The sequence below is a fragment of the Magnetospira thiophila genome, assembly GCF_054657015.1.
The window spans coordinates 1,741,505-1,767,757 of the sequence record NZ_BAAHXF010000001.1; the positions used below are offsets into that span (position 1 = coordinate 1,741,505).

Annotated in this window: 20 protein-coding genes and 1 pseudogene; 16 read left to right on the forward strand and 5 right to left on the reverse strand. The window is 56.5% G+C overall.

Annotation, left to right across the window (positions count from 1 at the left end):
- Positions 1-248 precede the first annotated feature (248 nt).
- The gene (locus ACYQ1P_RS08385; protein ID WP_460019892.1) at positions 249-1,280 is read left to right on the forward strand and encodes a LacI family DNA-binding transcriptional regulator; all 1,032 of its coding nucleotides are present in this window, start codon (positions 249-251) and stop codon (positions 1,278-1,280) included.
- A gap of 14 nt (positions 1,281-1,294) precedes the next feature.
- On the opposite strand, the gene ACYQ1P_RS08390 is transcribed toward ACYQ1P_RS08385, so the two are convergent.
- From ACYQ1P_RS08390 to ACYQ1P_RS08405, 4 genes are all read right to left on the reverse strand, one after another.
- Positions 1,295-2,224, reverse strand: coding sequence for an NAD(P)-dependent oxidoreductase (locus ACYQ1P_RS08390; protein ID WP_460019893.1), 930 nt, complete (start codon positions 2,222-2,224; stop codon positions 1,295-1,297).
- Between the two features lie 22 nt (positions 2,225-2,246).
- Positions 2,247-3,020, reverse strand: coding sequence for a hydroxypyruvate isomerase family protein (locus ACYQ1P_RS08395; protein ID WP_460019894.1), 774 nt, complete (start codon positions 3,018-3,020; stop codon positions 2,247-2,249).
- A gap of 13 nt (positions 3,021-3,033) precedes the next feature.
- Positions 3,034-4,161, reverse strand: a complete 1,128-nt coding sequence (locus tag ACYQ1P_RS08400) for a lactonase family protein (RefSeq protein ID WP_460019895.1) — start codon at positions 4,159-4,161, stop codon at positions 3,034-3,036.
- A 72-nt stretch (positions 4,162-4,233) separates the two neighbouring features.
- Complete coding sequence (locus ACYQ1P_RS08405; protein WP_460019896.1) at positions 4,234-5,271, reverse strand: L-idonate 5-dehydrogenase; 1,038 nt, start codon at positions 5,269-5,271, stop codon at positions 4,234-4,236.
- Between the two features lie 201 nt (positions 5,272-5,472).
- Between ACYQ1P_RS08405 and ACYQ1P_RS08410 the strand changes: the two genes are divergently transcribed.
- The 12 genes and pseudogenes from ACYQ1P_RS08410 (at position 5,473) to tnpC (ending at position 16,456) form a co-directional block, all read left to right on the forward strand.
- A complete protein-coding gene (locus tag ACYQ1P_RS08410) occupies positions 5,473-6,243 on the forward strand; it encodes an SDR family oxidoreductase (RefSeq protein ID WP_460019897.1) in 771 nt (256 codons plus the stop codon).
- Positions 6,244-6,265: 22 nt separating this feature from the next.
- Complete coding sequence (locus ACYQ1P_RS08415) at positions 6,266-6,757, forward strand: gluconokinase (protein WP_460020147.1); 492 nt, start codon at positions 6,266-6,268, stop codon at positions 6,755-6,757.
- Between the two features lie 370 nt (positions 6,758-7,127).
- Positions 7,128-8,186, forward strand: a complete 1,059-nt coding sequence (locus ACYQ1P_RS08420) for a Fic family protein (RefSeq protein WP_460019898.1) — start codon at positions 7,128-7,130, stop codon at positions 8,184-8,186.
- A 168-nt stretch (positions 8,187-8,354) separates the two neighbouring features.
- A pseudogene (locus ACYQ1P_RS08425) lies at positions 8,355-9,097 on the forward strand (transposase).
- A 337-nt stretch (positions 9,098-9,434) separates the two neighbouring features.
- Entirely contained in the window at positions 9,435-10,703 is a 1,269-nt protein-coding gene (locus ACYQ1P_RS08430; protein WP_460019899.1) for a tyrosine-type recombinase/integrase, read from the forward strand.
- Positions 10,703-11,086, forward strand: a complete 384-nt coding sequence (locus ACYQ1P_RS08435; protein ID WP_460019900.1) for a hypothetical protein — start codon at positions 10,703-10,705, stop codon at positions 11,084-11,086. Before ACYQ1P_RS08430 ends, ACYQ1P_RS08435 begins: the two co-directional genes overlap by 1 nt.
- Positions 11,087-11,154: 68 nt before the next feature.
- Complete coding sequence (locus ACYQ1P_RS08440; RefSeq protein WP_460019901.1) at positions 11,155-11,364, forward strand: helix-turn-helix transcriptional regulator; 210 nt, start codon at positions 11,155-11,157, stop codon at positions 11,362-11,364.
- Positions 11,361-12,251, forward strand: a complete 891-nt coding sequence (locus tag ACYQ1P_RS08445; RefSeq protein WP_460019902.1) for a hypothetical protein — start codon at positions 11,361-11,363, stop codon at positions 12,249-12,251. Before ACYQ1P_RS08440 ends, ACYQ1P_RS08445 begins: the two co-directional genes overlap by 4 nt.
- Complete coding sequence (locus tag ACYQ1P_RS08450) at positions 12,248-13,762, forward strand: phage/plasmid primase, P4 family (protein WP_460019903.1); 1,515 nt, start codon at positions 12,248-12,250, stop codon at positions 13,760-13,762. The genes ACYQ1P_RS08445 and ACYQ1P_RS08450 overlap by 4 nt, the downstream gene beginning before the upstream one ends.
- A gap of 310 nt (positions 13,763-14,072) precedes the next feature.
- Positions 14,073-14,495: an IS66-like element accessory protein TnpA gene (gene tnpA, locus ACYQ1P_RS08455; RefSeq protein WP_460019129.1), complete on the forward strand. Its 423-nt coding sequence runs from the start codon at positions 14,073-14,075 to the stop codon at positions 14,493-14,495.
- Positions 14,492-14,842: an IS66 family insertion sequence element accessory protein TnpB gene (gene tnpB / locus ACYQ1P_RS08460; protein WP_460019126.1), complete on the forward strand. Its 351-nt coding sequence runs from the start codon at positions 14,492-14,494 to the stop codon at positions 14,840-14,842. The genes tnpA and tnpB overlap by 4 nt, the downstream gene beginning before the upstream one ends.
- Before the next feature lie 57 nt (positions 14,843-14,899).
- Positions 14,900-16,456, forward strand: a complete 1,557-nt coding sequence (gene tnpC, locus ACYQ1P_RS08465) for an IS66 family transposase (protein WP_460019128.1) — start codon at positions 14,900-14,902, stop codon at positions 16,454-16,456.
- Between the two features lie 503 nt (positions 16,457-16,959).
- Here the strand turns inward: tnpC and ACYQ1P_RS08470 are convergent.
- Positions 16,960-17,955: a helix-turn-helix transcriptional regulator gene (locus tag ACYQ1P_RS08470; protein WP_460019904.1), complete on the reverse strand. Its 996-nt coding sequence runs from the start codon at positions 17,953-17,955 to the stop codon at positions 16,960-16,962.
- Positions 17,956-18,262: 307 nt separating this feature from the next.
- On the opposite strand from ACYQ1P_RS08470, the gene ACYQ1P_RS08475 reads away from it, so the two are divergent.
- The 3 genes from ACYQ1P_RS08475 (at position 18,263) to ACYQ1P_RS08485 (ending at position 26,253) form a co-directional block, all read left to right on the forward strand.
- A complete protein-coding gene (locus ACYQ1P_RS08475) occupies positions 18,263-21,280 on the forward strand; it encodes a peptidase inhibitor family I36 protein (protein ID WP_460019905.1) in 3,018 nt (1,005 codons plus the stop codon).
- A 442-nt stretch (positions 21,281-21,722) separates the two neighbouring features.
- Positions 21,723-23,588 carry a hypothetical protein gene (locus ACYQ1P_RS08480; RefSeq protein ID WP_460019906.1) on the forward strand — a complete coding sequence of 622 codons (1,866 nt, stop codon included), beginning with the start codon at positions 21,723-21,725 and terminating at the stop codon, positions 23,586-23,588.
- A gap of 31 nt (positions 23,589-23,619) precedes the next feature.
- Positions 23,620-26,253, forward strand: a complete 2,634-nt coding sequence (locus tag ACYQ1P_RS08485; RefSeq protein WP_460019907.1) for an NHL repeat-containing protein — start codon at positions 23,620-23,622, stop codon at positions 26,251-26,253.

The following is a 26,253-nucleotide window of genomic DNA, read 5'->3' on the forward strand; positions in this document are numbered from 1 at the left end:
CTTCTCCTCGATAATCTCGGATCTCGCATCGGCGACCCCAACCAGATAGCAAGCACAAGGTCTTGGCATCCAAAGCGAACCACCCCATAGGATGTTCATAAATCGCAATTGTCATACGCTAACATTTTTTCTGGTTTGAGTCCATGGAATTTGACATGCGCTAACATTTTTAAGGTATTATACTGGCCGTTTAAAACGGAGAAACAGTATATCACCCCAACGACAGACCACAAAAGCCAGAGACGTCCATGCCATCGAACAACGGCAAGCCGAAAAAAAATCAGAAGCGGGAACAAACAACTCTGCGCGAAGTGGCCGCCGCCGCGAAGGTGAGCGAGATGACGGTCTCGCGGGTGCTGCGCCAGACGGGGAACGTTTCCGATAAAACCCGAGCCAAGGTCCTGGCCGTGGTCGATGCGTTGGGTTTTGTGCCCAACAAGATTGCCGGGTCCCTGGCCACATCGACGTCCAATCTCATTGCCGTTATTGTGCCATCCCTGCAAAATCAGGTGTTTACCGAAGTCCTGGCCGGTCTGACGAGCCATCTGGACCAGCATGGTTACAAGGCGGTGATCGGTATTTCTGATTACGATCAGGACAAGGAAGAGGAACTAATCCGCTCAATGCTGTCCTGGCGTCCGTCCGGGTTCATCGTCTCCAACTTGTCCCACACGGAACAGGCACGCCGAATTCTAAAAAACGCCGGTATTCCTCTCGTCGAGATGATGGATACGACGGCGGAACCGATTGATTCTTCCGTCGGCGTCGATCATTACGCCGCTGGGGCCTTGATGGCGCACCACTTCATGGAGAAGGGATATCGACGCCTCGGCTACCTTGGTTGGAACAAGCATGACCGCACGGCCCGCAAGCGCTTTGAAGGTTTCAACAGGGTTCTGGCCGAATATGGCATGGCGTTCGAGGGCCTCATGGAGTTTGACCGGCCACCAGATATTGCCATCGGCAAGGATGGTCTCTTCAACCTCCTGATTGATCATCCGGACCTGGAGGCCGTCTACTTCCCAAACGATGTAGCTGCGGTCGGTGGACTGTTCCATTGCCTGGAAGCGAAAATCAACGTGCCCGGTTCCCTGGCCATCGGAGGCTTCAGTGGATTGCAAATCGGTCAACTCATGCCCCAGCCCCTGACTACCGTCATCGTCAAACGCTTCGAGATCGGGCGGCGGAGCGCCGAGCACATTGTTGACCGCCTGAACGGCAAGATCGTCGAACGGATAAGCACCATCGAGCTCAAGCTCGCTCCAGGGGGAACCACGTAAGGCTTACAGAAGGATCACGGGAGTTTGTCGGGCTTGCTCGGCGACACCCGGATTGGCGGGTTGGCCTGTTCGTAGGACAACAGCAGCGCACAGTGATCCAGACGACCCTGACCATTGTCGAGCAGGGCGCGGTAACGCTCCAGTACTTCGCGGCTCAGGGGTAGATCCAGATTGGCACTCGCCGCCATCTCGACGGCCATATCCATGTCCTTGACCGAATACTCCAACGGCCCGCCGGGGACGAAATCGCGGTCGACCATCTTCTGGCCGTGGATTTCCAAAATGCGGCTCTGGCAATAGCCGCCGCGAATGGCCTCGCGGACCTTGCCCGCGTCGACGCCCAACGAGGCGGCCAGCATCAGACCCTCGGTCACAGCGCCGATGGTGATGTGGACAATGGCCTGATTGACCAGCTTGCAGACCTGTCCGGCCCCCTCCTCACCCAAATGAAAGACATTACCCAGGACCTCGAACACGGGCCGCGCCCGTTCCAGGTCCGCTCCGGAACCCCCGATCATAATCGACAGGGTTCCCTGCTCGGCCCCCGAAACGCCGCCGGAAACCGGCGCGTCCAGGTGGTGAGCGTAGCCAGCCTGGGTCATGCGGATATGATTGTCCCGCGCGATTGCCGGGGCCAGGGAGCTCATATCGACAAGCAGGCTATCCTTCGGCGCGTTGGAGATAATGCCATCCTGGCCGAAATAGACAGCCTCGATGACTTTGGCACCCGCTAGGCTGGTGATCACCATATCCGCCTCGGCAACCGCTTCGGCGGAGGACTCGGCCCATTTGGCCCCCCGATCAATCAGCGGCTGACACTTGACCTTGTCGGTGTCGCGCAAGGTCAGCACATAACCCGCGTCGAGCAGGCGTCCGGCCATGCGGCTGCCCATCAATCCGATGCCGATGAAGGCAATGTGGGGGCGGCTGTTGCGTTGGGGCATGGGTGCGTCCTCCATTTGGCCATTAAGATTTTAAATAGGCGTCGAGCCAGCCGAGTCCGTTGTCGGTTGTACTGCGCGGGAGATATTCGGCCCCCACGTAGCCGTCCCACCCCATCGCGTCGAGGGCCGCCAGCAGGTCGGGATAGTTCACTTCGCCGCGATCGGGTTCGCCCCGGTCGGGGACTGCGGCGATCTGGATATGCCCGATGAAGGGGAGCGAGGCGCGCAGCCGTTCTGTCAAGTCACCCTGCATGATCTGGGTGTGATAGCAATCGAACATGAGCCGCAGATTTTCGGCACCAACGGCCCGGACGGTCTCGATGCCGTCTTCCACCGAACGCAGATGATAGCCGGGCGCATCGCGTTGGTTGATCGGTTCGATGACCACGCCGATTCCCCGTTCACCCGCCTTCTGTGCCGCATAGGCCAGATTGGCCCGATAAACCTCTTCTGCTCCTGGGGCATGATGGCTCTTGCCGGCGACCGCATTGATGTTCCGACAGCCGATGCTGGCGGCATAAGCCACCGCCTCATCAACGTAACCACGTGCCTCCTTTTCTCGTCCGGCCAGGGACATCACCCCAAAGTCGTCGGCCCCATTGATCCCCAACCGGGTGTTGAGCCCCAGCATCGGCAGGCCGGTTTCGTCGAGGGCCGCCTTGACCTTTTGCGGGTCAACGTCATAGGGGAAGTGGCACTCTACTGCCTGGAACCCCGCCCTCTTTGCCCTGCGAATGGCATCTGGCAGGGTCAGTTCCTTCCACAAAAAACCGAGATTGGCCGAAAATCTGGGCATGGTGCCCCCCTGTTTAGACGTCGAGGAACCGGATGTAATTTGGTGCCGGGATCTCGTAGATCTCATCGGTCATATCCAGTGTGCCGCTGTCCACATCGCGCGAAAACACCCGAACATGACCGGAATCCTGGTTGGCCACGACCACCGCGCCGCCGCAGGGCGTGATGGCGAAGTGACGAGGGAACTTGCCACCCGTCGGGATCAAGCCAGTCCGCTCCAGACGACCATCCTCAAGCACCCGGAAGATGGCGAGTGAATTGTCCCCCCGGTTGGAGACGTAAAGGAAGCGAGCATCGGGAGAAAGTTTGATCTCGGAGACGTAACTCACGTTGTCGCGGTTATCGATGGTCGATTCATACTGGATGGGGATCAGGCGAGGCTTGCAGGCCTTCGGGTCGCTCGCATCGAGTTTGGCCACGCAGACCGTATTGAACAACTCGTTGGAAACGTAACAGATGTCCATGTTGGGATGCATGGCCATATGGCGCGGGCCGGATCCGGGCTCGAAGTCGATATGGAGTTCACGTGTCAATTGCTTGGCCGCCGCGTCCCAGCGATATTGGAAAATTGCATTCTCGCCCAGGTCGGGGATGAACACCCAGTCGTGCCAGAAGTGAGCGCAGTGGGCGTGCGGGCCAACTTGGCGGTTGCCCCAATGGTCCTCGCGATTGGTGACCTGTCGCCAAGTTCCCTCGGGTCGGTAGAACTGCTTAAAACTCTGGCGGATTGTGCCGAGCTTGCCGTCGGCGTCCACGTCGGCGACGTCGATGATGGCATCCCAATAGTTGATCACAATCGCCGCATCTTTGGTCGGGGCCAAGGCCAGGTAACAGGTCGAACGACCCGAGGCGCGGAACGAGTCCTTGAAGTCCAACAATCCGTCTGCGGTGATTTCATAGCGCAGGACATCGCCCTCATCCTTGATCGTCTCGACGATGGCATAGAGGTGTTTGTTGTCGCTGTGTGGAATGAGGACGGCCGGATTGAGGGCTTCGTAGGCCTCTCGTAGGCTCAGTTTACCGGCCTTATCCAGGGTCATGGCATAAATGCCTTTGCCGGGCACAGGGGCGTAAGGCTGGTGAGCCAGCACGTCCATGTCGCTGTAGGTCCCTGCGAGGAGCGCGAAATCTCGAGCCAGCATGTCACTCTTCTCCTTTTTTCCACCCCCCTGGGCCTCGTGGGCCGGTTAGGGGTATTCAGGTTTGCACTCAAATTACGACCCAAATGAAAGTTGAACCTTCATCGCCGACCGGCGGTCATTCGCCGCTTCGAAAGCGGCGACCGCTTCATCAATCGGATAGACGCCGGTCAGAAGCGGCGCCAAAGGAATCCGTTTCTCGCCGATGAGTTTGACCGCCCATTCAAATTCTTCGTGGAAGCGGAAGTTGCCGCTCATCTGAATTTCCTTGGCCACCAATTTGTTGAGCGCCAACGTGACGTCCCCGCCCAGGCCAAGCAGAATCAGATGACCGCGCGGACGGATCACATTTATGGCGGAATTCAAGGCGGCTTCGTTGCCCGAGGCCTCAATCACCACATCAAAAGTGCCCTTTCCGGCCTCAAATTCTTGCAGGTTATTGGCGTGCGTGGCCACATTGATGGTCTGATCGGCCCCGACCGCCCGAGCCCGTGCCAAGGCTTCGTCGACCACGTCCGTGGCGACAACCCGCAAGGCACCATGAACCTTTGCAACCGCCACCACCAAGGCACCGATCGGGCCTGTGCCCGTGACGAGCACTGTCTTGCCCATGAGATTGCCCGCCTTGCGCACCGCAGCCAGGGCGACGGACAGAGGCTCTGCGAAGGCTGCCTCCTGAGGGTTGGCCCCATCAGGAACCTTGACGCATTGCCCGGCCTCGGCGACCAGGGATTGACTGAAAGCTCCCTGGACATGGGGGAAACGCATGGCGCTCCCATAGTAACGCATGTCCAGGCACTGGTTATACATGGCCTTTCGGCAGTATTCGCACGTGCCGCAAGGACGGCTGGGGTTGAGCGCCACCAGATCCCCCACCGACAACCCTTCCACACCATCGCCCAGGGCGGCGACATGACCCGCCACCTCGTGCCCGAGAATCATCGGTTCACGGATACGAATGGCCCCGAATCCACCGTGGTTGTAATAGTGAAGATCGGAGCCGCAGATGCCACCGGCGGCGATGTTGACCAATACCTGACCCGCTGAAACGGTCGGTGTGGCAACCTCCTCAATTCTCAGGTCCTTGGGGCCATGGCATACGACAGATTTCATTGCATTGTCCTTTACTGAGCAGGGGGGGATTGGACACGGCCCTGCTGTTCGGTGGCCCATGGATTGTCGAACGATTTGCGGCGAGCCGGACAGATCGGCTCTCAACTGCGCTTGACAATACCCACCGTCCTGGACTAATGTTAGCGCTAACATTTTTAAATGCAAGTCGATTCTTCATCCGAACCTGCGAAAGGAGAAATCGTGATCGGCAACAAACTTTTCGATCTCACCGGACAGCGTGCCCTGGTGACCGGTTCGGGCCAGGGCATAGGGTTCGCATTGGCCCGGGGACTTTCACAGGCCGGGGCGGAAATTATCCTCAACGACATTGATGCGGATCGGCTTGCCGCCGCCGCCAAGACCCTGCGCGCCGAGGGCGTCAAGGTCAACGAGTTGGGATTCGATGTGACTGATGCCGCGCAAACTGCCGATGCCATTGACCGTTTCGAGGCTGAAACCGGCTCTATCGACATACTGGTCAATAACGCGGGTATGCAGTTCCGTGCGCCGCTTGAGGAATTCCCGGCCGAACGCTTTGACTTCATGATGCGCTTGAACATCAATTCGGTGTTTTACGTTGGTCAGGCGGTGGCCAAGCACATGATTGCGCGCAAGACAGGCAAGATCGTCAACATCTGTTCCGTCCAGACCGCCTTGGCCAGGCCCTCCATCGCGCCTTACACTACCTCCAAGGGGGCCGTGGCAAATCTGACCAAGGGAATGGCCACAGATTGGGCCAAATACGGATTGCAGGTAAACGGGCTGGCACCCGGCTACTTCAAGACGGAGTTGACCTCCCCCCTCGTGGCGGACGAAAAATTCACTGCCTGGCTGAGTGCTCGAACACCAGCCGGCCGCTGGGGCGAAGTGGAAGAATTGGTCGGCGCCTGTGTGTTCCTCAGTGCACCCGCTTCGAATTTTGTCAACGGGCACATCCTCTATGTCGATGGCGGTATCACAGTTTCACTTTGACAACCGCCCCATCGTCATTGTCATGGGCGTCTCGGGGTCAGGGAAATCAACGGTTGGCAAGGCTCTTGCCGATGAGTTGGGCTTGCCGTTTCTTGATGCTGACGATTTCCACCCGGAAGCCAACGTCAAAAAAATGTCCCGGGGAATCCCCCTGACCGACGAGGACCGCTGGCCCTGGCTGAGGGCGCTCAGCCGAGCCATGCGCAAAGCGGCGGGAGACAGCGGTGGCGTCATCGCCACCTGTTCCGCGTTGAAGCGCACCTACCGCAATTACCTCCGTGACAATGTGGGGCATCCGCTGGTCCTGGTCCTGCTTGATGGCGACCGCGAAACGATCCATGCCCGAATGCGCGCCCGGGCCGACCATTACATGCCACCGAGCCTTCTCTCCAGCCAACTTGCCGATCTGGAGCGTCCTGAATCCGACGAACCAAGCGTCACCGTATCAATCGACAATCAGGTTGACACGATTGTGGCAACCCTTGTGGCAAGATTACGGGAAGAAGACCGATAATTCAGGGCCGGTTACACGCGCTCAAGCAGGAACTCCAGTAGCGGACACGGTGCCAAACGACATGTGAGGTCTGGCTGACCGATTTGGCAAGGCCGGGGATGACCCGCAGGTGACCCGTTGTGACCAACCCACACAGCCAAAATCACAATGTAGAATGTACCGAAGCCTACTGTTGCCGCTCCGCGCAAGATGTGCGTTGTACTACAACGCCAGCTTGGCACGGGAGACGCTGCGCTCTCCCGTTGCATCCCTCTCTACCTGGAGCGAACCTGGGAGCATCCATCCTGTGGATATCTGCACAAATGGATGGAATTGGATGGAAGAACGGCGGGAATCGTGCCATGCTAAACGGAGGAAATTGGATGAATGAATGGATGACCTCCTCAAGACAGACACGATCAAAATCACGCCCGCGATCCTGAAGACCATCGCCGAGATCGACGAGTTCAAGGGCGCATGGGCGGCGCTCGGGCGGCTCGCCCCCGAGCGGCTTGACGGTCTGCGCCACGTCGCCACCATCGAAAGCATCGGCTCCTCCACCCGCATCGAAGGCGCGCGCCTGTCCGACCGGGAGGTGGACCGGCTGTTGTCCGCCATCGACATCGCCGCCTTCGCCAGCCGCGACGAACAGGAAGTCGCGGGCTATGCCGCCGTCATGGAAACGGTATTCGCCAGCCATGCCGACATTGCGCTCAGTGAGAACCACGTTAAGCAGCTTCACCGCGATCTTCTGCAATATGCCGCCAAGGACGAACGGCATCGGGGCGCGTACAAGACGCTGCCCAACCATGTCGAGGCCTTCGGTCCGGACGGCAAAAGCATGGGCGTCGTGTTCGAGACCGCTTCGCCCTTCGAGACTCCGGCCCAGATGGAGGCCCTGATCGCCCGGACGCGCGCTCTGCTGGAACAGGGCGAATTGCATCCGCTGATCGTGATCGCCGTGTTCGTGGTCGTCTTCCTCGCCGTCCATCCCTTCCAGGACGGCAACGGGCGATTGTCGAGGGTGCTGACCACGTTGTTGCTGCTGCGCGCCGGGTACGGGTATGTCCCCTTCGCTTCGCTGGAAAGCGTGATCGAGCAGACCAAGGACCAGTATTACCGCTCCCTGCGTCGGACCCAGGGGACACTGCGCACGGATGCGCCCGACTGGCAGCCTTGGCTGGACTATTTCCTGGGGGCTCTCCGCACCCAGAAACGCAGGCTGGAGGACAAGATCAAGCGCGAGCGCATCCTGCTCGAAAAGCTTCCGCCGCTGTCTATTCAGATCCTTGATATCGTCGCCAATCGGGGCCGGGTCACGGTGGCCGAGGGGACGGAGATCACGGGGGCCAGCCGCAACACGGTCAAGGACCATTTGAAAGCCCTCACGCGCGACAGACACCTGCAACGTCACGGCGCGGGAAGGGGAACGTGGTATGGGCCAGGGTGAAGCGAAATAGTACGGGTATTCACAGAAAACAACCAAAACACGATACCCTCTTGAGATATATATCCAATCCAACATAATACCAATGGCCCGACGCAGTGACTCGCGCGGGGGATTCCCAAACGAGAAATAGTGTGTTTCGATACCCTGACCATCGAGGGAAGGTATGGGATGTGGCATGCGATCCGGTTGCGGGAGGATTATGACGCGGGGTCGGTGCGGGCGCTGGCCGGGCGTTCGAAGGATGCTTTGCAGGTGCGGCGTTTGCTATCGATCGCGGCGGTCTATGACGGCATGGATCGGGAGGCCGCGGCCCGGGTCGGGGGGATGGACCGTCAGACGCTGCGCGACTGGGTGCATCGGTTCAACATCGACGGCCCGGACGGACTGCTCGACCGCTGGGCGGGCGGCCCGAAGGGGCGGTTGACGGCGGCCCAGAAAGCGGAGACGATCGCGGATTTTAACAAAACTTCCCCCGGACGCTGGCGGCGGCGGTAGGCCATCTTCCCGCCGATACGCCGGTCGAGGTCTGGTTCCAGGACGAGGCCCGGGTCGGCCAGAAGAGCGGCCTGGTCTATCAGTGGGCGAAGAAGGGCACGCAGCGGCATCTCGGCGAGATCAGCCGCGCCGTCGCCCCCGGCGCTCATGCCGTGCTGCTCATGGCCCGGGCCGGATGGCACACCACGGGAGAACTGAAAATGCCACGAAACATCAGCCCGATTTTCCTGCCGCCCCGCTCGCCGGAGCTCAATCCGGTCGAGAATATCTGGCAGTACATGCGCCAGAACTGGCTTTCCAACAGGGTCTTCGACAGCTATGACGCCATCGTCGAGGCATGCTGCGATGCTTGGAACCGCCTTGTCGACAAACCATGGAAGATCATGTCCATCGGACTCCGCGATTGGGTGGTCTAAGGTTAATGAATAGGGCGGTAGGCATTAGGCGGTTGCCCGGGACACCGGCAGCCGCTTTTTCTTTGCTTGGATTCGCAGGTTTATGTTCTGTCCGCGATACACCCCTTGATTTTGGGTATGCGCCTCTCCTGCAAAAACCCTTAGAATCTAAAGGCTCTCGGGAATCTAAGGGGAAAAGATTTGGCGGAGAGGGGGTCTGCCATTTTTTTGTCTAATATGGTCTCATGAAGTTTCAGCATCTCCATAACTTGTTTATATAAAAAGGTAATTGACGCAAGGCGTCTCATGCAGTCTGATATAAGCTCTGTTTTTGTGTGGGGCTGAATGTGGGGCTGATATGGCGCTAACTGATCTCAAAGCACGGAACATGAAGCCGGGCGACAAGCCGTTGGCCGACGACAAAGTGGCGGGGCTTAGACTCCATCCTGGGAAGGCCAAGGGACAGGGAAAGTGGTTGCTCCGCTACGTGTCACCGACGGAAACGATTTCCGGGCAGCCACAGAAAGCTGCCCGCCGCGAGATGGGGTTCGGCTCCTATCCTGATGTCGGTATTGCGGATGCACGTACTGCAGCAACCCGAGCACGAGACCAGATCAGAAAAGGCATTGACCCCATCAATGACCGCGAGGCGGCTCGGGCCGCTCAGAAGGATGAGGTACAAGCCATGACCTTCGAGGTTGCCGCTCGGCGGGTTCATGACGATCTCAAAGCTGGCTGGAAAAACGGGAAGCATGCAGCCCAGTGGCTAGGAACACTGGAGGAGTATGTAATCCCTAAGATTGGCAAGCGTAAGGTCAGAGAGCTAAGGGCTCAGGACTTCGCTAGTACTTTGCAGCCCATATGGTTGGACAAGCCGGAAACCGCCTCACGTGTCAAGCAACGGTGCTCAGCGGTGATGGACTGGTGCGTAGCGCAGGAAATTATTGGAGCCAATCCGGTAGGGGTGGTGTCGAGACTGTTGCCGAAGCAGCCTGGTAAGCGGGAACGGGTCACGCACCAGCCCTCTATTCAGTGGAAAGAGGTTCCTTCTTTCGTTGGATCAGTTCTCCGGACCGGAAAGCCTAATCTTAGCCGTCTGATGCTTGAATTTCTCATCCTGACTGCCGCCCGGTCGGGAGAGGTGCGTGCAATGACATGGGAGGAGGTTGACCTGGAAAAGGCTGTGTGGATCATCCCAGCATCCCGCATGAAAGCGAAGGTCGAGCATCGTGTTCCACTATCTAATCGGGCAATGGAAATCCTCAGCCTCCAGGAAGGTAAGCACGAAACCCTCGTATTCCCCTCCCCGACTAACAAAGTTCCGACGGATATGGTCCTTACGAAGTTTCTTCGGGATAAGCAGGTCGCCAGCGATACTCCCGGACGCATCGCCACGGCTCACGGGTTCCGGTCCAGCTTTAGGAACTGGGCATCGGAAAACGGATATCCTCGTGATTGGGCGGAAAGAGCCTTGGCCCATACGATCACCAACCAAACTGAGGCTGCATACCATCATACGGATCTGCTAGAGCAGCGGCGACCTATGATGGACGCATGGGCGGATCATGTGTGCGGTGTGGCGACAGAAGACGGCAAGGTCGTTGCGTTTGGTAAAGGGGCTGCTTGATGCCGACAAAAAAGAGGAAAGAGCGTGAACAGCAAGGTGATGCGATACGTCGTGCCTTGGAGAACCCTCCGGAGCATGTCAGGCAGCGCATGGAGAACCCTTCGGAGGCTTCAGACCGGTTAGCTGAAGCACTGCCAGTGAAGCTCTACAACGGAGGGATATTCCATGTCGATGACGAGGGGGACATTTGTCAGATTACCCAGGACCGAGAGTTGGGGGCGAACGCAAACCGCAATGAGGAAAAGGCTGAAAGAGCGGAAAGCCTTAGAGAAAAATACAGAGATATATGGGGGAAACGTGGGGCAGCGGGCATAATCGCCCGCAAGGAGGGACTCAACCAGAAGACCATCCGGCGCTATTTCAGGGACTTCCCAAGAAATTAAACGGACAGGCCAACCTGCCGCCTTTTGAGGAATGCGTATCATGGGCTCAAACAGTCCAGGAGGTCCTCATGCATCATCAACACCAGAAACGCCGCGCATTACGCCTCGCGGAGGTTCTTCACCTTACGGGGATCAGTCGCGCCCAGGTCTACCGCATGGTAGCCAGCGGGGCATTTCCCGCACCTTACAAGCTTTCTGAGACCGGACGCATTACAGCATGGAAAGAGGCCGAGGTCCAAGCTTGGCTTGCAGAAAAGTTTGAGGGTAGGGACCAGTGATGCAAACTTTCCTAACTACGATCCTCCCCGCCGATGGCGTTTTCTTCGTGGGAGTGAAAACCCAGACCGGGTTCCGCAATATCGCCTGCCTCTCCATCGAGGAGATGGAACAAATCGCTCGGCAGTACGATGCCCAGGGGAGCGACGTCTATCATGCCTGTGCAGCCTTCAAGGCGGCCTCCCATGTCGATGGCCAAGGCAAGAGGCGGCAGCGGACGCAGGAGAACGTGAAGTCGGTTAAGGCATTCTGGCTCGACATCGACTGCGGGGCTGACAAGGCGGCATCCGGGAAGGGGTACGTGACGATCCGGGATGCGGCTGTCGCGTTGCAGGATTTCGTCCAGACCGTAGGCCTCCCCAGGCCCTGGGTGGTCAATAGCGGGGGCGGGCTCCATGTATACTGGACCCTCACGGAGGCGATCACCAAGGAAGAATGGGACCCAGTGGCGCACCAGCTGAAGGCTTTAACAAGGTGTCAGGCCATTCGGTTCCTCGCGGATGATTCCCGGACTACGGACGTCGCCAGTGTCCTCCGCCCACCCGGGAGCCACAATCATAAGCCAGAGCGCGGAGGCGCGGAGGTTTCGCAGCTAATCGAGGGGGCGCTTACGCCTTTCGACCAGCTGAGCGCGCTCATCGGCTCGGCTTATGTGGGCCACTGCACTAACGGTAAACGGCCCGGCAAGAATCTCCAGGGCGCCACTCACCAAGCAGTGCCCATGCCGGAGACATCCGAGAATATGGCCAGGGTGAAGTCCGCACTGGCTGCCATCGACCCGGACTGCGAGCGCCCCCTTTGGCGTGATATCTGCTTCGCCATCCATTCACTTGGCTGGTCATGTGCCAAGGACTTGGCGCGCGCATGGAGTGCGGGAGAGATACGATGAGAACGTTGGCCACCAAGTTCGATCCGGTCGAGTTCGACAAGTTGTGGAACTCTATCAAACCCAACGGAGGCATCGGTCCCGGAACCCTTTTCCATTATGCAAAGCAGAGGGGGTGGGTCGATCCCCAACAGGGGGGGCAGGGTTCCGTCGAGGCTAAGGATATCCTCAATGCTCGGCTCTTTGCTGAGGCCAATCGTGACCGCCTCCTTTTTATCCAAGAAACCCATGATGTTCTGCAGTTCACTCATGCGGGGTGGACGAAGGCGCCAATCGGTGCGGCTGATACTGCGGCTAAGGCGGTGGTGGCAAGCATCTCCGCAAAGGCAGCATCCCTGCTTGCGGCCGACCCGCACAGCACCAGGGGGGGATCTCTGCTCAAGCATGCCCAGAACAGCAGCACCCTCCAGCGTATTCAAGCAATGATCGAACTCGCCAAGAGCGAGCCGGGCATGAGTGCTAGCCTCACATCCTTCGATGCCGACCCGTGGGTACTGGGTGTGCAGAACGGCGTTCTTGACCTCCGGGCAGGGCAACTGAATCCTATCCTGCCGACGACGCTGGTATCGAAACGGTTACCTGCCTCACATGACCCGGCGGCGCAGTGTCCGCGTTTTGATCGGTTCCTAGCCACGGTCCAACCAGATGTTGATGTACAGCGCCTTCTTCAGCAGTTGGCCGGGATATGGCTGTGCGGGGAGTCGAACCCGCAGAAACTCACGTTCTTCTACGGCCTCGGCGCGAATGGCAAGACCACTTTTATCGAGGTGATGGCTTGGTTGCTGGGTGACTACTCGAAGAGGATCGCGACGGAAATGCTCATGCAACACCAGCGCAGCCCGCAAGGGCCATCGCCCGATATCGTCAGCCTAAAAGGGCGGCGGCTGGTCTACTGTAACGAAGTCGAGGAGGGGCGCCGCCTTGCCGAGGCAAGGGTGAAGGAACTGACCGGCGGGGACACGCTGAGCGGACGCGTGCCGTACGGCAAGGAGGATATCACGTTCCAACCGACTCATAAGTTGGTGATGATCGGCAACCACATGCCCGAGGTGCGGGATATGGGCCACGGCATGTGGCGGCGGATGTTGTTGATCCCATTCGAGCAGATCATCCCGGATCATGCCCAGGACCCGAACCTGCTGGAAAAGCTCAAGAGCGAGGGGAGTGGCATCCTGAACTGGGCACTTGCCGGACTGCATGATTACCGGGCGAATGGGCTCGCGGTCCCCGCATCGATCACAACTGCGACGGATGCCTACCGCACCGATCAGGACATCATCGGTGAGTGGCTCACTGACCACTGCAACATCGTCGCGGGCGCTGCGACGCCAAAGGGTGATTTGTATGGTGCGTATCGCCTTTGGGCGCAGGGCCATGGCCACCAACCTCTCGCTCAATCGCGCTTCACCCGTAAGTTATCCGAGCGTGGTCATGGGACGGACGCCGGACGGCGCAACATCGCTGGCCTGGAACTTAACAATGATGGGAGGCGAGCGGCTCGTTCGCCTGTGTAAAGTTGCGCGCTTTGCGCGGATATTGGGGTGTTTATAGAAATTCTCCTATAGAGACCTCCTATAGAGAGTTTCAATAAATAGGCCAAAAACCGCGCAAAGCGCGCACCCCCCAGCCTCGGTCGGGCCGCCACCAGTCGAAAGGTGGAAAGTTATGATGAAAAGTTACATCGCCACCTTGCGGGCCGAAGATGGCACGACGAAGCACTATAGCAGAGACAGGGTAAAGGGTAAGCGCCATTTTGACCCCACCTATTTTTTCCAATGAGAAGCGGCGATAATCTTGCCTCGTATTTTTCGAGGGAGGTTTTCTATGCCGGAAGGTTCGGCGCTACATACGGAGTCCACTGTCGTTTCTCAGTTTGTTACGGAGCCGGGTGGTCGGCGCCGGTGGCCCGACGACGTGAAGGCACGGATTGTTGCACAGACCTTGGTTTCTGGCGCGAGCGTAAATGGCGTTGCCAAACGCCATGGTCTGAGAGCCAATCACCTTTCGGATTGGCGGCGGCGGGCGCGGGAGGGTCGTCTGGTTCTGCCGGCGGCCGAAGGTGATATGGCCATGGTGGCGCCTGCACTCACCCCGGCATTTGCCTCTGTCATTGTGCGTGAAGAAAGCCCGCCGGAACCGGCATCGACTTTGGATATGATTGTCGGCCCGGTGACGATCCGGATTGACGCTTCGACCTCGGCGGATCGCTTGGCGGAGATCGTTACAGCCTTGGGACGGGAGCGATGATGTTTTCTTCCGAGGGCGTGCGGATCGTGGTGGCGACCCGTCCCGTGGACTTCCGTAAAGGCCATGATGGGCTGGCGGCCTATGTCTTCAACGCCATGAGACGCGATCCGTTCACCGGCATGGTTTTCGTGTTCCGGGCCAAGCGGGCGGACCGTTTGAAACTTCTCCACTTCGACGGCAGCGGCCTGGTGATGACCTACAAGCGGCTTGAGGATCAAACCTTTGTCTGGCCCGGGATAAAAGACGGGGTGATGGCCCTGTCTGCGGTGCAATTCGAGGCCCTTTTTGCGGGCTTGGATTGGCGCAAGGTTCGGCCCCTGGAAGGGTCTTCGCCGACGGTGGCCTGACCCAGAAAATGCATGTTTTATAATGCATAAGGCCATGGTTTCTGCTAGATTCCAGCCATGTTGAACGCGCCTGAAAGCGAGCCGGAAAGCGGCCTATCCGAAGCGGACCTGCCCGACGATGTCGAGGCCTTGAAGGCCATCATCCGTTCCCAGCACGTCATCAATACGCGGCTGGAGAAGCTGGTCAAGGCGTTCAAACATGCCCTGTTCGGCGCCAAGTCGGAAAGAATAGCCCGGGATCAACTGGAACTGGCGCTGGAGGATATCGAGACCGGAATTGCCGAGGTTCAGGCTGCGGGCGAGGCTTCGAACACGCCCTCATCAAAGTCAACGAAGAAACCACGCCAGACCAATCGGGGCAATCTGCCCAAACATCTGGAGCGGATTGAGGAAGTCATCAAACCCGATGATGTGACCTGCGCGTGCTGCGGCACCGAGCGCCACGTCATCGGCGAGGATGTGTCCGAACGGCTCGATGTCATTCCGGCGCAGTTCCGTGTGATCATCACCCGGCGTCCCAAATATGCCTGCCGGGTCTGCGAGGAAGGGATCGTCCAGGCCCCCGCTCCGGCACGTCTGATTGAGGGTGGGTTGCCGACGGAAAGCCTGGTGGCCCATGTCATCGTTTCCAAGTACGCGGATCACGCGCCGCTCTATCGCCAGGCCCAGATTTATGCCCGGCAAGGGATCGATCTGGATCGTTCGACCCTGGCGGGCTGGGTGGGCAAGGCGGCTTTCGTTCTTAAACCCGTGGTCGATGCTCTGCTGACGGACTTGAAGGGTTCGACGAAACTGTTCATGGACGAAACCCCGGCACCGGTCCTGGACCCGGGAAGGGGCAAGACCAAAACCGGTTACTTCTGGGCCCTGGCCCGTGATGATCGGCCTTGGGGCGGTGACGATCCTCCTGGCGTGGTGTTTACCTATGCGCCGGGGCGCGGTGGCAAACATGCCGAGGATATCCTGGACGGGTTCGGCGGCATTCTCCAGGTGGACGGCTATACCGGCTATAACCGGTTGATCAAGCCCGGACGGCTCGATCCGGCGATCTGGCTGGCCTATTGCTGGGCCCACGCCCGGCGCAAACTCTATAAACTGGTTAAAACGGGAACATCGCCCATCGCCGGGGAGGGCCTGAAACAGATTGCGGCACTCTACAAAATCGAAGATGAAATCCGCGGTCGGTCGCCCGAAGACCGGCTCGCCGTTCGCCAGGAACGCTCCGCACCCTTGGTCAAAGCCTTTGAAACCTGGATCGCCGAACAGCGCAGCCGGGTCTCGGCAAAATCACTGCTTGGCGAAGCCTTGACGTATATTGCCAAGCACTTCGAAGGGCTCTGCCGGTTCCTATCCGACGGTCGCGTCGAAATGGATTCCAATACCGTCGAGCGGACAATCCGGCCCATCACCCTTAATCGCAAGAATGCTCTCTTCGCCGGTCATGACGCGGGCGCCGAAAACTGGGCGGCGATCGCCTCGCTCATCGAAACCTGTAAGCTGAACGGCATCAACCCCTTCGCCTACATCGAGCATACGCTGAAAGCCATCGTCAACGGCCATAAGCAAAATCACATCAAGGACTTGCTCCCCTGGAATTATCAGGCCGGCGTGTGAGCGGGACTGCGCATTCGGTAAAGGTTAGGTGACACGATGCTCAAACGTTACATGCAGGAACTGCACTCTCTCGTGGAAGAGGCAAACCGCGAACGAAAACAGTCGGGTCCTGTTGATCCACAATCTCCGCCCCCACCCCTCGACCAGCAAATCGTGGCGCTCATGGCCACCCTGTCTCCCGCCCAGGCCAACCGGCCTTGGAATATGGAGGAACTCCTCCTGCGGCTCCAGGGCCGCTACAGGGATCGCCCTCATGCCCAGCAGGTAGGTCAGGCCCTCCGGCGCTTGGGGTGGCGGAGAGAGCGTTTGTGGGGCTCCGAGCATGCCGGTCGAAGGATGTGGCTACCGCCACGGTGATGACCGGACTCGGAGGTGGAGCCGACACTCAACCGCCGACCTCTGGATACGTGCTTTTGCTCCTCAACGGACTTTGGCTGACAGATTTCCATAGGGCTGCTTGTGACCCTAAGCGGACGTAGGCGCGGTGTTCCTTTCTGTCGCACCTATCTTAGGTCATATTGCCTGGGCGGTTTGCCAAAGTGTTTCGTAAAGGCTTTGATAAAGTTTGTGACGTGACGATAGCCCACGCGATGCGAAATTTGTTTTAGGGGCACGTCTTCGTTCAGGGCCTGTCTTGCAACTTCCAATCGTTGGGACTTCAAAAGTTCAAACGGCGTCATGTGATAAAGCGCCTTGAACCCCAGGGTGAGTTTCTTTTCCGATAAGCCGACGCTTTGCGCCATTTCACTGAGGGAAGGGGGGCTGCGCAAATCGCTCAGCAAAAACTCACGGACTTCTTCGATCTTCCCTCTGTCTTTTTGGGTGAGCTTTGAGGTGCAGTTCACAGATACACTTGTTTCGTTTACGGCATGCAGCTGAAGCGCGAGAAGTTGAATGGCAATGCCTTCAAGCTGAAGCGTACGAAGTGTCCCTTGCAATTCCGAATGGACCGCACTGCGGATGAGGTGGTGCATCTCTTGATTTATGCGAAACTTCTGAAGGGGCTGTTGGGAGAAATCTTCTGCCATCATGGCCTGAATTTCCGGCGAGCTCGGACCTTCAAGCGTTGCGTCAATCAGATCCAGTGGCGCTTTCACGTCCAAGACATTGATGGCACTTCCGCCTTTGTATTGTCCATCATGTGTTCCCGCATCAGGGCAGTACATCACGCCGAGGTGCGGGGTATAGCGGGTCGGCGCAGAGCCGATGAAATTGAGCATCGGCTCACCGCACTCGACATAAAAATTCGAAAAATAACCGGGCGTGCGCTCATTGGGGAACGTGAGTTCAAAGTCGTTCTTGATTTCGCTTTTTAAAACCAGAAATTGGATGTCGTTGTTGATGAAATGTGTTGAGGTTTCCCCGGACCAATTCTCTTCATCTATTTCAATAGTCCGGCTTTCGATTAAGTCGTCGGCCTCAACATCTGTCTCGCTCATGAGCCAGTTGGAAAAATTGAGAAACGAAGGGGTGTTCGTCGTGGGAAGACGCGCATCCATCTGTCTAGCCCCCCAGGCTTAAAACATTTGGCAGTCAAAACAATTTCTACATTTTATATGGGTTTTGCAATGGCCTGCAAGATAGTCTGATATAACTATGAAAAATTTCAGGCCGGAAATTTATCGTATCATTGGTTGAGCAGGCATAAAACTTGGATCATTCGGCATTTCGACGTTTCTGGATATAGAAAGCACGAGCAAGATATATAAGACGCACTTTTTATACATCTTTAGCGTCGTTATCCTTAGGTTTCCATGCCTAAAGCCCCCCGAGGAAGAGATGTTTCACTCAGTTGCGCGTTATTTTATGTTGTTTGCCGTCCTGAATATGGTTTTTGTGTCTACGGTCCCCGCATTTGCTGCGGCCAAATCAGATAAAATCGATACGCGAAAAATTGAGCGATGTGTCTCCGATGTTGAACGCAAAGCCAAGAAGCTTGGCAACAAACTTCCATCCATTTTGACCGAAGCAGCTGTTCGAATGTGCTGGGTCAGCGAAGACCGCAAAACGGCACTTGGCGTATTGGACTCATTATCTTTGGATGCCATCAAGCGATCCCTTGAGCAGGTCGACCGCTTGCAAATCCAGCAAGGTTTCGATGGTCGGGCACGGACGCAAGAGCCGGGATTGCTCGGTCTCGATGGGGCGCGTGAGTTGTTAAGTGACATTCTGTTCCGCGAAGCTGTGTTCCTTTGGTCCCTTGCCAAAGCAAAAGGCGGGCCTGAAATCCCCTTGGAAAACACCGGGGTCCGCTCGGGGACGTCGACGAGTGCAAACGGCATGGAACTGACCTACACAATCAACGACGGAACGGGCGGCCAAGGGTCTTTCGCAGATCAGTACGTCAAAGTTCATATTCAGGCCTTGGAGGGCAATCCGGATACCGCCCTGGGCGTGAAGTTGCGCATGTTCAATGCGCTGAAAGCTATCGCACTCAAACCCCAAAGCCAACGGACAAAACTCGAGCAACGCTATTTGACGGCCTTCGATGGGTATTTGCGTGAACAATACGTGCGTATGATCGATGCTGCTGTTGCAAAAAAAGAAGAATATGAACGCGAACAGCGCGAAAAACCCGGCACCGCGATGGAAGGTGTTTTCAACATCGGCTCAGCCCCCCCGGATTATACGGAATACATGGGCGCAGCGATCACAGCGGGTGCCTCGGCGGCGGCTTTGGGTGCAGTGATTGGCACGGCGGCGACGGCCTCTTCGACCATTGCAAGTACTTCGAGTGCGGTGTTGGCAGCTGCAGCGGCTCAAGCCAATGCGGCCATGGCGACCTTGGCCGCATCTGGCGCATCATCGGCAATGGCGTCTGCAACCGCTGCGGAAATTTCCGCGGCGACGTCAGCAGCTCTCGCGTCGGCTGGCTCAACGTCGGCAGTGGTTACGGGTATAATTGTGGCTCCGGTGCTCGTGGTCGTCGGTGCCGTGGTAGCGGCCGTTCTGGGCACCAAAGTCGTGATCCAACAGGCCAATGCGGACAAGGTGATGAAACAATTGCTGGCCTGGAAAAAAAGTGGCCGGATATCGGTGACAACCTTATTGGGAACCCGTGAAGGGAACATGCAGTTCGAACACTTCTTCACCAAATCCACGGCTTCGTCTTCGCCCAGCATTGCGGGTTACGTCAATCCGGCGGATGGCTGTAAAGCGTGCTTCTATTCCGATGCAGGATTTAAAGGTGACATGGTGTGTACCAATAAGGGCATTTCCAACCTTACTGCTGCTCCGTCGAATGGCAAAACGATCAAGATGAACAAGAAAATCTCATCGGTCGCGTTGGACCAATCGAACTGCCCGAATTCGTATGCCGTGCTTTACACGGGGACGAAGTATAAAGGTGATCGCAAATACCTGCGTTCCAGCATCGGCGATTTGAGTGCTTTCAATCTGGGCAAGAAAAAAGACTGGAACGATGCGGCGATGGCCGTGGCCTTCATCGACGACGATGCGCCGAAGTGTGAGGTTTGTGTGTTCACCAAAGCCAATTATCAAGGTGCAAAATATTGCATGACGACGGGTGGCCTCAACAAGCTGAGCACTGTGGGCATGCGCGATAAAATCACATCGGTTCAAATGAACACGAAGGATTGTCCGAGTGCGGGCGCTTGGCTCTATCGCAAAAACAACTATGTGCGCAAGGCAAACGGCTCCGGCGTGACCGAAGTGACATCAAGCGTTGCTGACTTGGGTAAAGGGGTGCGCAATACGGCATCGTCTTTGTATTTCGCCGCAGATGGGAAGAACCCATATGAAGTTCCGGCTTCAGGTGGCTGTCGCGTTTGCATGTATGATCGCGCCGACCACAAGGGCGAATACATGTGCGTGAACGACAACATTCCCGACATGGGCCGCTATCGCATCGCTGGTGAATTTTATGACTTCAACAACAAAGCCAGCTCGGTCCAAGTCATCCGTGACGCGTGTCAGAAAAATGATGCGATGGAATTGGAGATTTACACCAAGCCCAATTTCAACGGCAAAGTTATTCGCATCTTCGGTCAAGACATGATGAACTTGAAAGGCCCGGCCAACAATGTTGCGTCCTCGGCAAAGCTGCACCATTACGACACCACCAAATCGTGCCGCCTGTGCATGTATGAGGACGCGAACTATCAAGGTCAAAAGGTTTGTGTCACCAAGGATAGCCCGACGGTTCCGTCAGGCTTCAACAACAAGATATCCTCGATCCGTTTGGAGAAAGGTGGTTGTTCCGACGGTGGGGCCGTGATCTTTGGCACCAAAAACTATGGTGGGAAAACGCAGGAAATCACGCGCTCCTATCGGGATTTGAAGGCCTTGAAGCGTGGCTCTCAAAACTGGAACGATGCGCTGTCATCTGTACGGTTTGCGCCGAATTATACCCAGCTTAAAGCGCAGGTGATGGAAAACGTCCAACAAGCTATGGCACCGACGCAGCCCAAGCCTGTGGACCCGGCGACGCTGTGCCAGATCTGCCTGTATAAGGACAAGAATTACAACGGTGAAAAACAATGTATCACCGGCAAGGCCGGTAGCTTCAGTGCGACGCTGAACAACAGTGTGTCCTCTGTGAAGGTCGAACGCGGGGCATGTCCGAAAGGTGGTGCGATTGTCTACAAAAACAAAAACTACGGCGGCAAATCGGCCTTTATCCTCAACTCCATTCCAGATCTGCAATCCGTTCCCGGGTCTGATATGAATTGGAACAACGCTATGTCGTCTCTGAAGTTCTCGGCCAATCAACGCGATAGCATGGTTCAAGGCTTCAAACGCGTTATGCCGACGGCATCAGAAGCACAGATCAAGGCGAAAATCATCCAGATATACGGCAAGTAAGGATATGGGGCTGCCCTTTGGGGTGGCCCCATTTGTCCATCCCACCGCGCGCCCCGCAGCCAACAAAAAAATATAACTCAATGGATTATGGGTTTTTTGTTTGTGTCGTACTCAATCCCAAATATCTCTGGATGAGCTATGGGTAAGCACTCTACTTCAAGCCCACGCAAGCTTGAACAATGACATTGATCTGCCCCTACGAAGTGGTCTTTGACACCAAGGCCTGTGGAAAGAATATCGCCTTGGAAATGGATGAAAATGGCAATTGGAGCGGTACGCCGGGGTATATCAAATCGAACAAGTCTGACCTGAAAGGTGTTCAGCGCAGACGCAGTGGCCATTGGTACAAAAACATGTCGTCCTCCCGCGGTTGATTTATTTTAAAAGTGCAGTCTCCAATGGGGGGCTGTGCTGGATACAAAACGTAAGGTGATTGAAGAGCATGACTAAGGTATCTTTTCGCAGCGCATTGCTGCTGACGACCCTTTTGGTTTCTGGCTGTCAGACGGCGGGGCTGAACGGCGGGCCGTTTTTAATGGCACAGACAGACAAGGCGGATACGCCGCCTGTCGTCGCGAAACAAAAGAGCGCTATCCAGGAATTGGTTGCCCAAAGCATTAAGGCGATGAAGGAGCGCGACCTTAAGGAAGCATCGCGCTATATCAACCTTGCGCTCAAACTGGACATCACGAACCCGGATTTGCAGTTTCTTAACGGCTTGACCTATCACCTAATGGGCGTCGCTGGGGATACGGCAAAATTCGAGCTGGCCGAACAAGGCTACAAGCAAGCCTTGAAGTTTGACCCAGGCAGCATTTCCGCTCGCTATCAAATGGGGCTTTTGTATATGGACCAGCGCCGCTTCGGCTTGGCGCAGGGGTATTTTGCGGCTGTGGCATTGCATCGTGCTGATGATCCGGTGGTTTTGTATAACCTGGCTGCGGCTTCATACTACGCGCGCGATCCGAAAACAGCGGAAGGCGCGTTGAAGCAGCTGATGGAGATCGATCCTGAGGCGGCGAACAATCCGGATATCCTTAAAGCGAAGGCCGTGGTATTGGCCGCGATGGATGACCGCGAAGGTACGGAAGAGTTTATGGATGCCTTCCGCGTTGCGTCCACGGACGACAAGCTCGTGCGCCGTCTGGAGCGGCGCGTAAACAGCTGGCAAGCTTTCTACGAAACGGATGCCAAGGTCTTGATGGCGCAGTACGGTGACCCGTATGGCGCCAGCGACCCTTACGGGTCCAGCTCTAACAGCTATGGCGGAGATGACACTGGGAATACCGATCAGAACGCTGCGGCAGCAGTCGGCACGGATCCGTCCATGGTGGTTGTTGACGTTGTGTTGATCGGTACGCAAGAAGACGTCCGTGATTCGCGCGGCATCAACTTACTTAACGGTTTGCAATTACAATTTGGTGATCCGTTGTCGGGAGCTGCTGGTTTTGGGTACACACGTACTCGCACCAAGGACAACCTCGATTCAGGTTTGGCCGAAAGCACCCAGACCATCACGCGCCAGATCAGCATTCCGGCTGTGACCTATTCGTTGAACATTGCGAATTCCTTAGATTCCAACAACCAAATTTTGGCAAAGCCAAGCTTGGTTGCTCAAGCAGGACAGACATCTGAATTTTTCTCAGGTACGGAAATTCTCGCAGCTGCCGTTTCGGGCGGCAATGGTGACAGTGTGTCGGTGCAAAAAGAAGTGGGTGTGAAGCTGGCGGTGACGCCGGAAGTTTTGCCCAATGATATGCTGCGTTTGCACGTTGTGGCGGAACGAACCTTCTTGACTGACCCTTCGAACTCAGTTGTGTTTGAATTTCGTCTCGACACCACCAAGACCAACGTTAACTCGACGGTTACGATGAAATTTGGCGAAACGCTTGTTTTGGGTGGCCTGAGCGAGAAAGAAACGTCAAAGGGGGTCGATGGTGTTCCCGGCCTTCAGGATGTTCCGGGTCTGAAGTACCTGTTCTCGGAACGTACGCAACGTCAATTTGAACGCTCCATCCTGATCTTGATGACGCCGCGTCGTCCGCACTACACCCGCCAAGCCGAAGCCGATCGGGAAATAACGTTGGAAAACATGTCCGATCTCGAACGCGATATCGAACGCCTCAATCAACGCCACCGGGATTGGTTCACGCCGCGCCCGACGTTCAACAGCATTCTCGACAAGTTGCAAGGCCGTGAATTCTTTGAAGAATTCCGTGTGGGTGATGTGGACGTCAACGCTTGGCAAGATTTGCCCCAAGCACAAGAACACATTGCCATGGTTCAAGATCGCCTGTTGAAAAACTAAGGCCTGACTGTTCCTGCAAGGGAGCCAGACAATGACACTTCTTAAAGGCCGGAATTTCGGGCTGTTCATTTTTGTGATCGCGGTGATGTGTATGGCGTGGACGCAAAGCATTCGCGCACAAATCGCAGCTTCTGAAGATGTCGGTGGCTGGATGCAATTGTCGGGAACGGCTATTGATGTCTCCATCAATGCTCAAGGTCAGGCGTATATCCTGGACGACAAGGGTACGCCTTGGCGTTGGGATGCTGTGGAACAGCGCTGGCGGCGCATGTCGAATACATTTGTGCGTATCACAGCGGCAGAGGGAAACCGTCCCTGGGCAATCAATCGCGATGGTGTTGTGTATCGCTATAATGGCCTTTGGTGGGAAGACAAGGACACCGATGTCGCCGATGTTGCGGCCGACGCTGTGGGGAATGTCTATATTTCCAAGTATGACGGCACGATCCACAAATGGAACCCGTTGCGCAGTGAATGGCGCAAAATCTCAGGCGATGCATGGCGTTTGGCTCTGGACGCATCGGGCAACCCTTGGGTCGTGACGGGGCAGGGGCATATTCGCTCTTATGATGGCGAAAAGTGGACGTCTTATCCTGGCATGGCTGTCGATGTTGCTATTGGCGGTAACGGCACGGCTGTGATTGCAGATGCAGAAGGTCAGGTGCGGGTCTGGAGCCCGCAAAGTCACAAGTGGACCTTAGAGCCCGGCGTGGTAGACGTCTCTGCGGTGGCGGCGACCCCGAACGGCAAGCCTTGGGCGTTGTCCACAGGCGGGCGCATCATGGTGAAGGCGCACCTCGTTTCACCGGAAAAAATCAAAACGGAAAAAGGCAAAGCCAAAGAAATCCACGCGAAGGGTATTCAGGCCCCGGTGGCGGTGGCGGGTGTTCCCGTTCCCCCATCCAGCCAAGCCAGTGTACCGCAGCCATCCAATCCGACACCGTCGGCGCCACAGGCTGAGGACGCCAATGCTCCGGTCGAGCAAGCTTCAACCCCGCAGGCGAAAGGTGGGAGCACACAACAAACGACGGGCCGCAATATCGGCAACACCGAAGTGCCAACCGTGGGTGTCAGCAGTGCCAGCGATTCTTCGACGTCTTCGTATACAGGCAAGCTAACCTTCGTGAACACCCGCAAAAGTGCGGCGACACTTGCCATCGGTGCGGATGGCAGTGTGTTTGGTTTAGATACAGGCGGGAACGTATTGCGTTGGTCCAACGATAAAGAACGCTTTGACAGCTTCCCCGGCACCTTGGCGCGCATTGCGGTGGACAGTGATGGGAACCCCTGGGGCATCTCTGCCTTGGGTCGGGTGTTTCACCATGATGGATCAAGCTGGAAGCAAATCCAAAACGTGACGGCATCTGATATTGCCATTGGGTTTGACGGCTCTGTCATCATCGCGGATGCATCCGACTTGCTTCACAAACTGAACAACGCCAAAAGGTTCTTTAGCCCGATCAAGGGCAGCGGAGCATCTGTCGCCGTGGCCTCTGACGGAACGCCTTGGACGATCCGTGATGACAACTTGGTGCAACGCTGTGATGCGATCCCGTGCAAGGTCTACGCACAAAAGGCCATCAGCATTGCGGCAGGTCCCGATGGCAGTATCTGGGTTGTATCGACGGACAATCATTTGATGCGACTGAAAGCCACTTCGACGTCGTTTGAAAAAATTCAAACCCCTGGTCACACACCGCGGAAGGTTGCTGTGGGGCCGAACGGTTATCCCTGGGTGGTGAGCACAGATAAAACTGCGTTGGCATCGGCGTTCTTTGAACGCGATGAAACCAACGATAGTTCACTGGCCTTATCGACCACAGGCAACACGACAGGCAGTGGTGAGACCAGTTCCGTGTCCTCATCCAGCACATCGGCCTTCACGTTTTCCAAGAACATGAAGTTTGATGATGTGATCGACACAGGATTTAAAACCGTTTATGACGCGCTTGTGGAGTCGGATCCTGATGGGGTGATTTGGGCCTACAACTACAACCAGGATTCGAGTGAGTATTCTCAGATTCAATATTACGACTCTCGTCGCAAAAAATTTGTGGATGCTGACACAAAGCTCGATGCGTACCTGCTTCAGTATTTCGAAGTTGAATCCGAAGATTTGATATGGGGTGTGAGGGATAGTGACGACACGCTGTTTCGTGAAAAGAATGGCGTCGTAAAACAATACACCCCCCACTCGTCTATTACGAATTACAACGCGATGGACCTTGGCCCGGATGGCACACTTTATGTGTCTATCTCCATTGGCGACAGCAACCGATATCTCTACTACAAGTCCCCGGATTCGGAAGTGTTTAAAAGGTTCAGCACATACACCAACGTCCGCGACGTTGCGGTCGGCCCCGGTGATGACATCTGGATTATGGGCGACAATTTACAAGTGATGCGCTGGACGGGATCGAAATTTGAAGAGCCCGGAAACTCGACATTCAATGCATCAAGTATTGCGATCAGCAAAGTCGACAGCACGGTCTATGCCAAAAAGAATGGGACCACTGATCTGTACAAGTGGAATGCGACCAACAAAGATTTCGACAAGATCAACAACATCTCGGTGAGTACGTTTGACGTTGATGGTGATGGGCGGCCGTGGATTTGTTGCGGCAGTGATTCAAATGATATTACGGTCAGCAAGGCGCGGGATTGA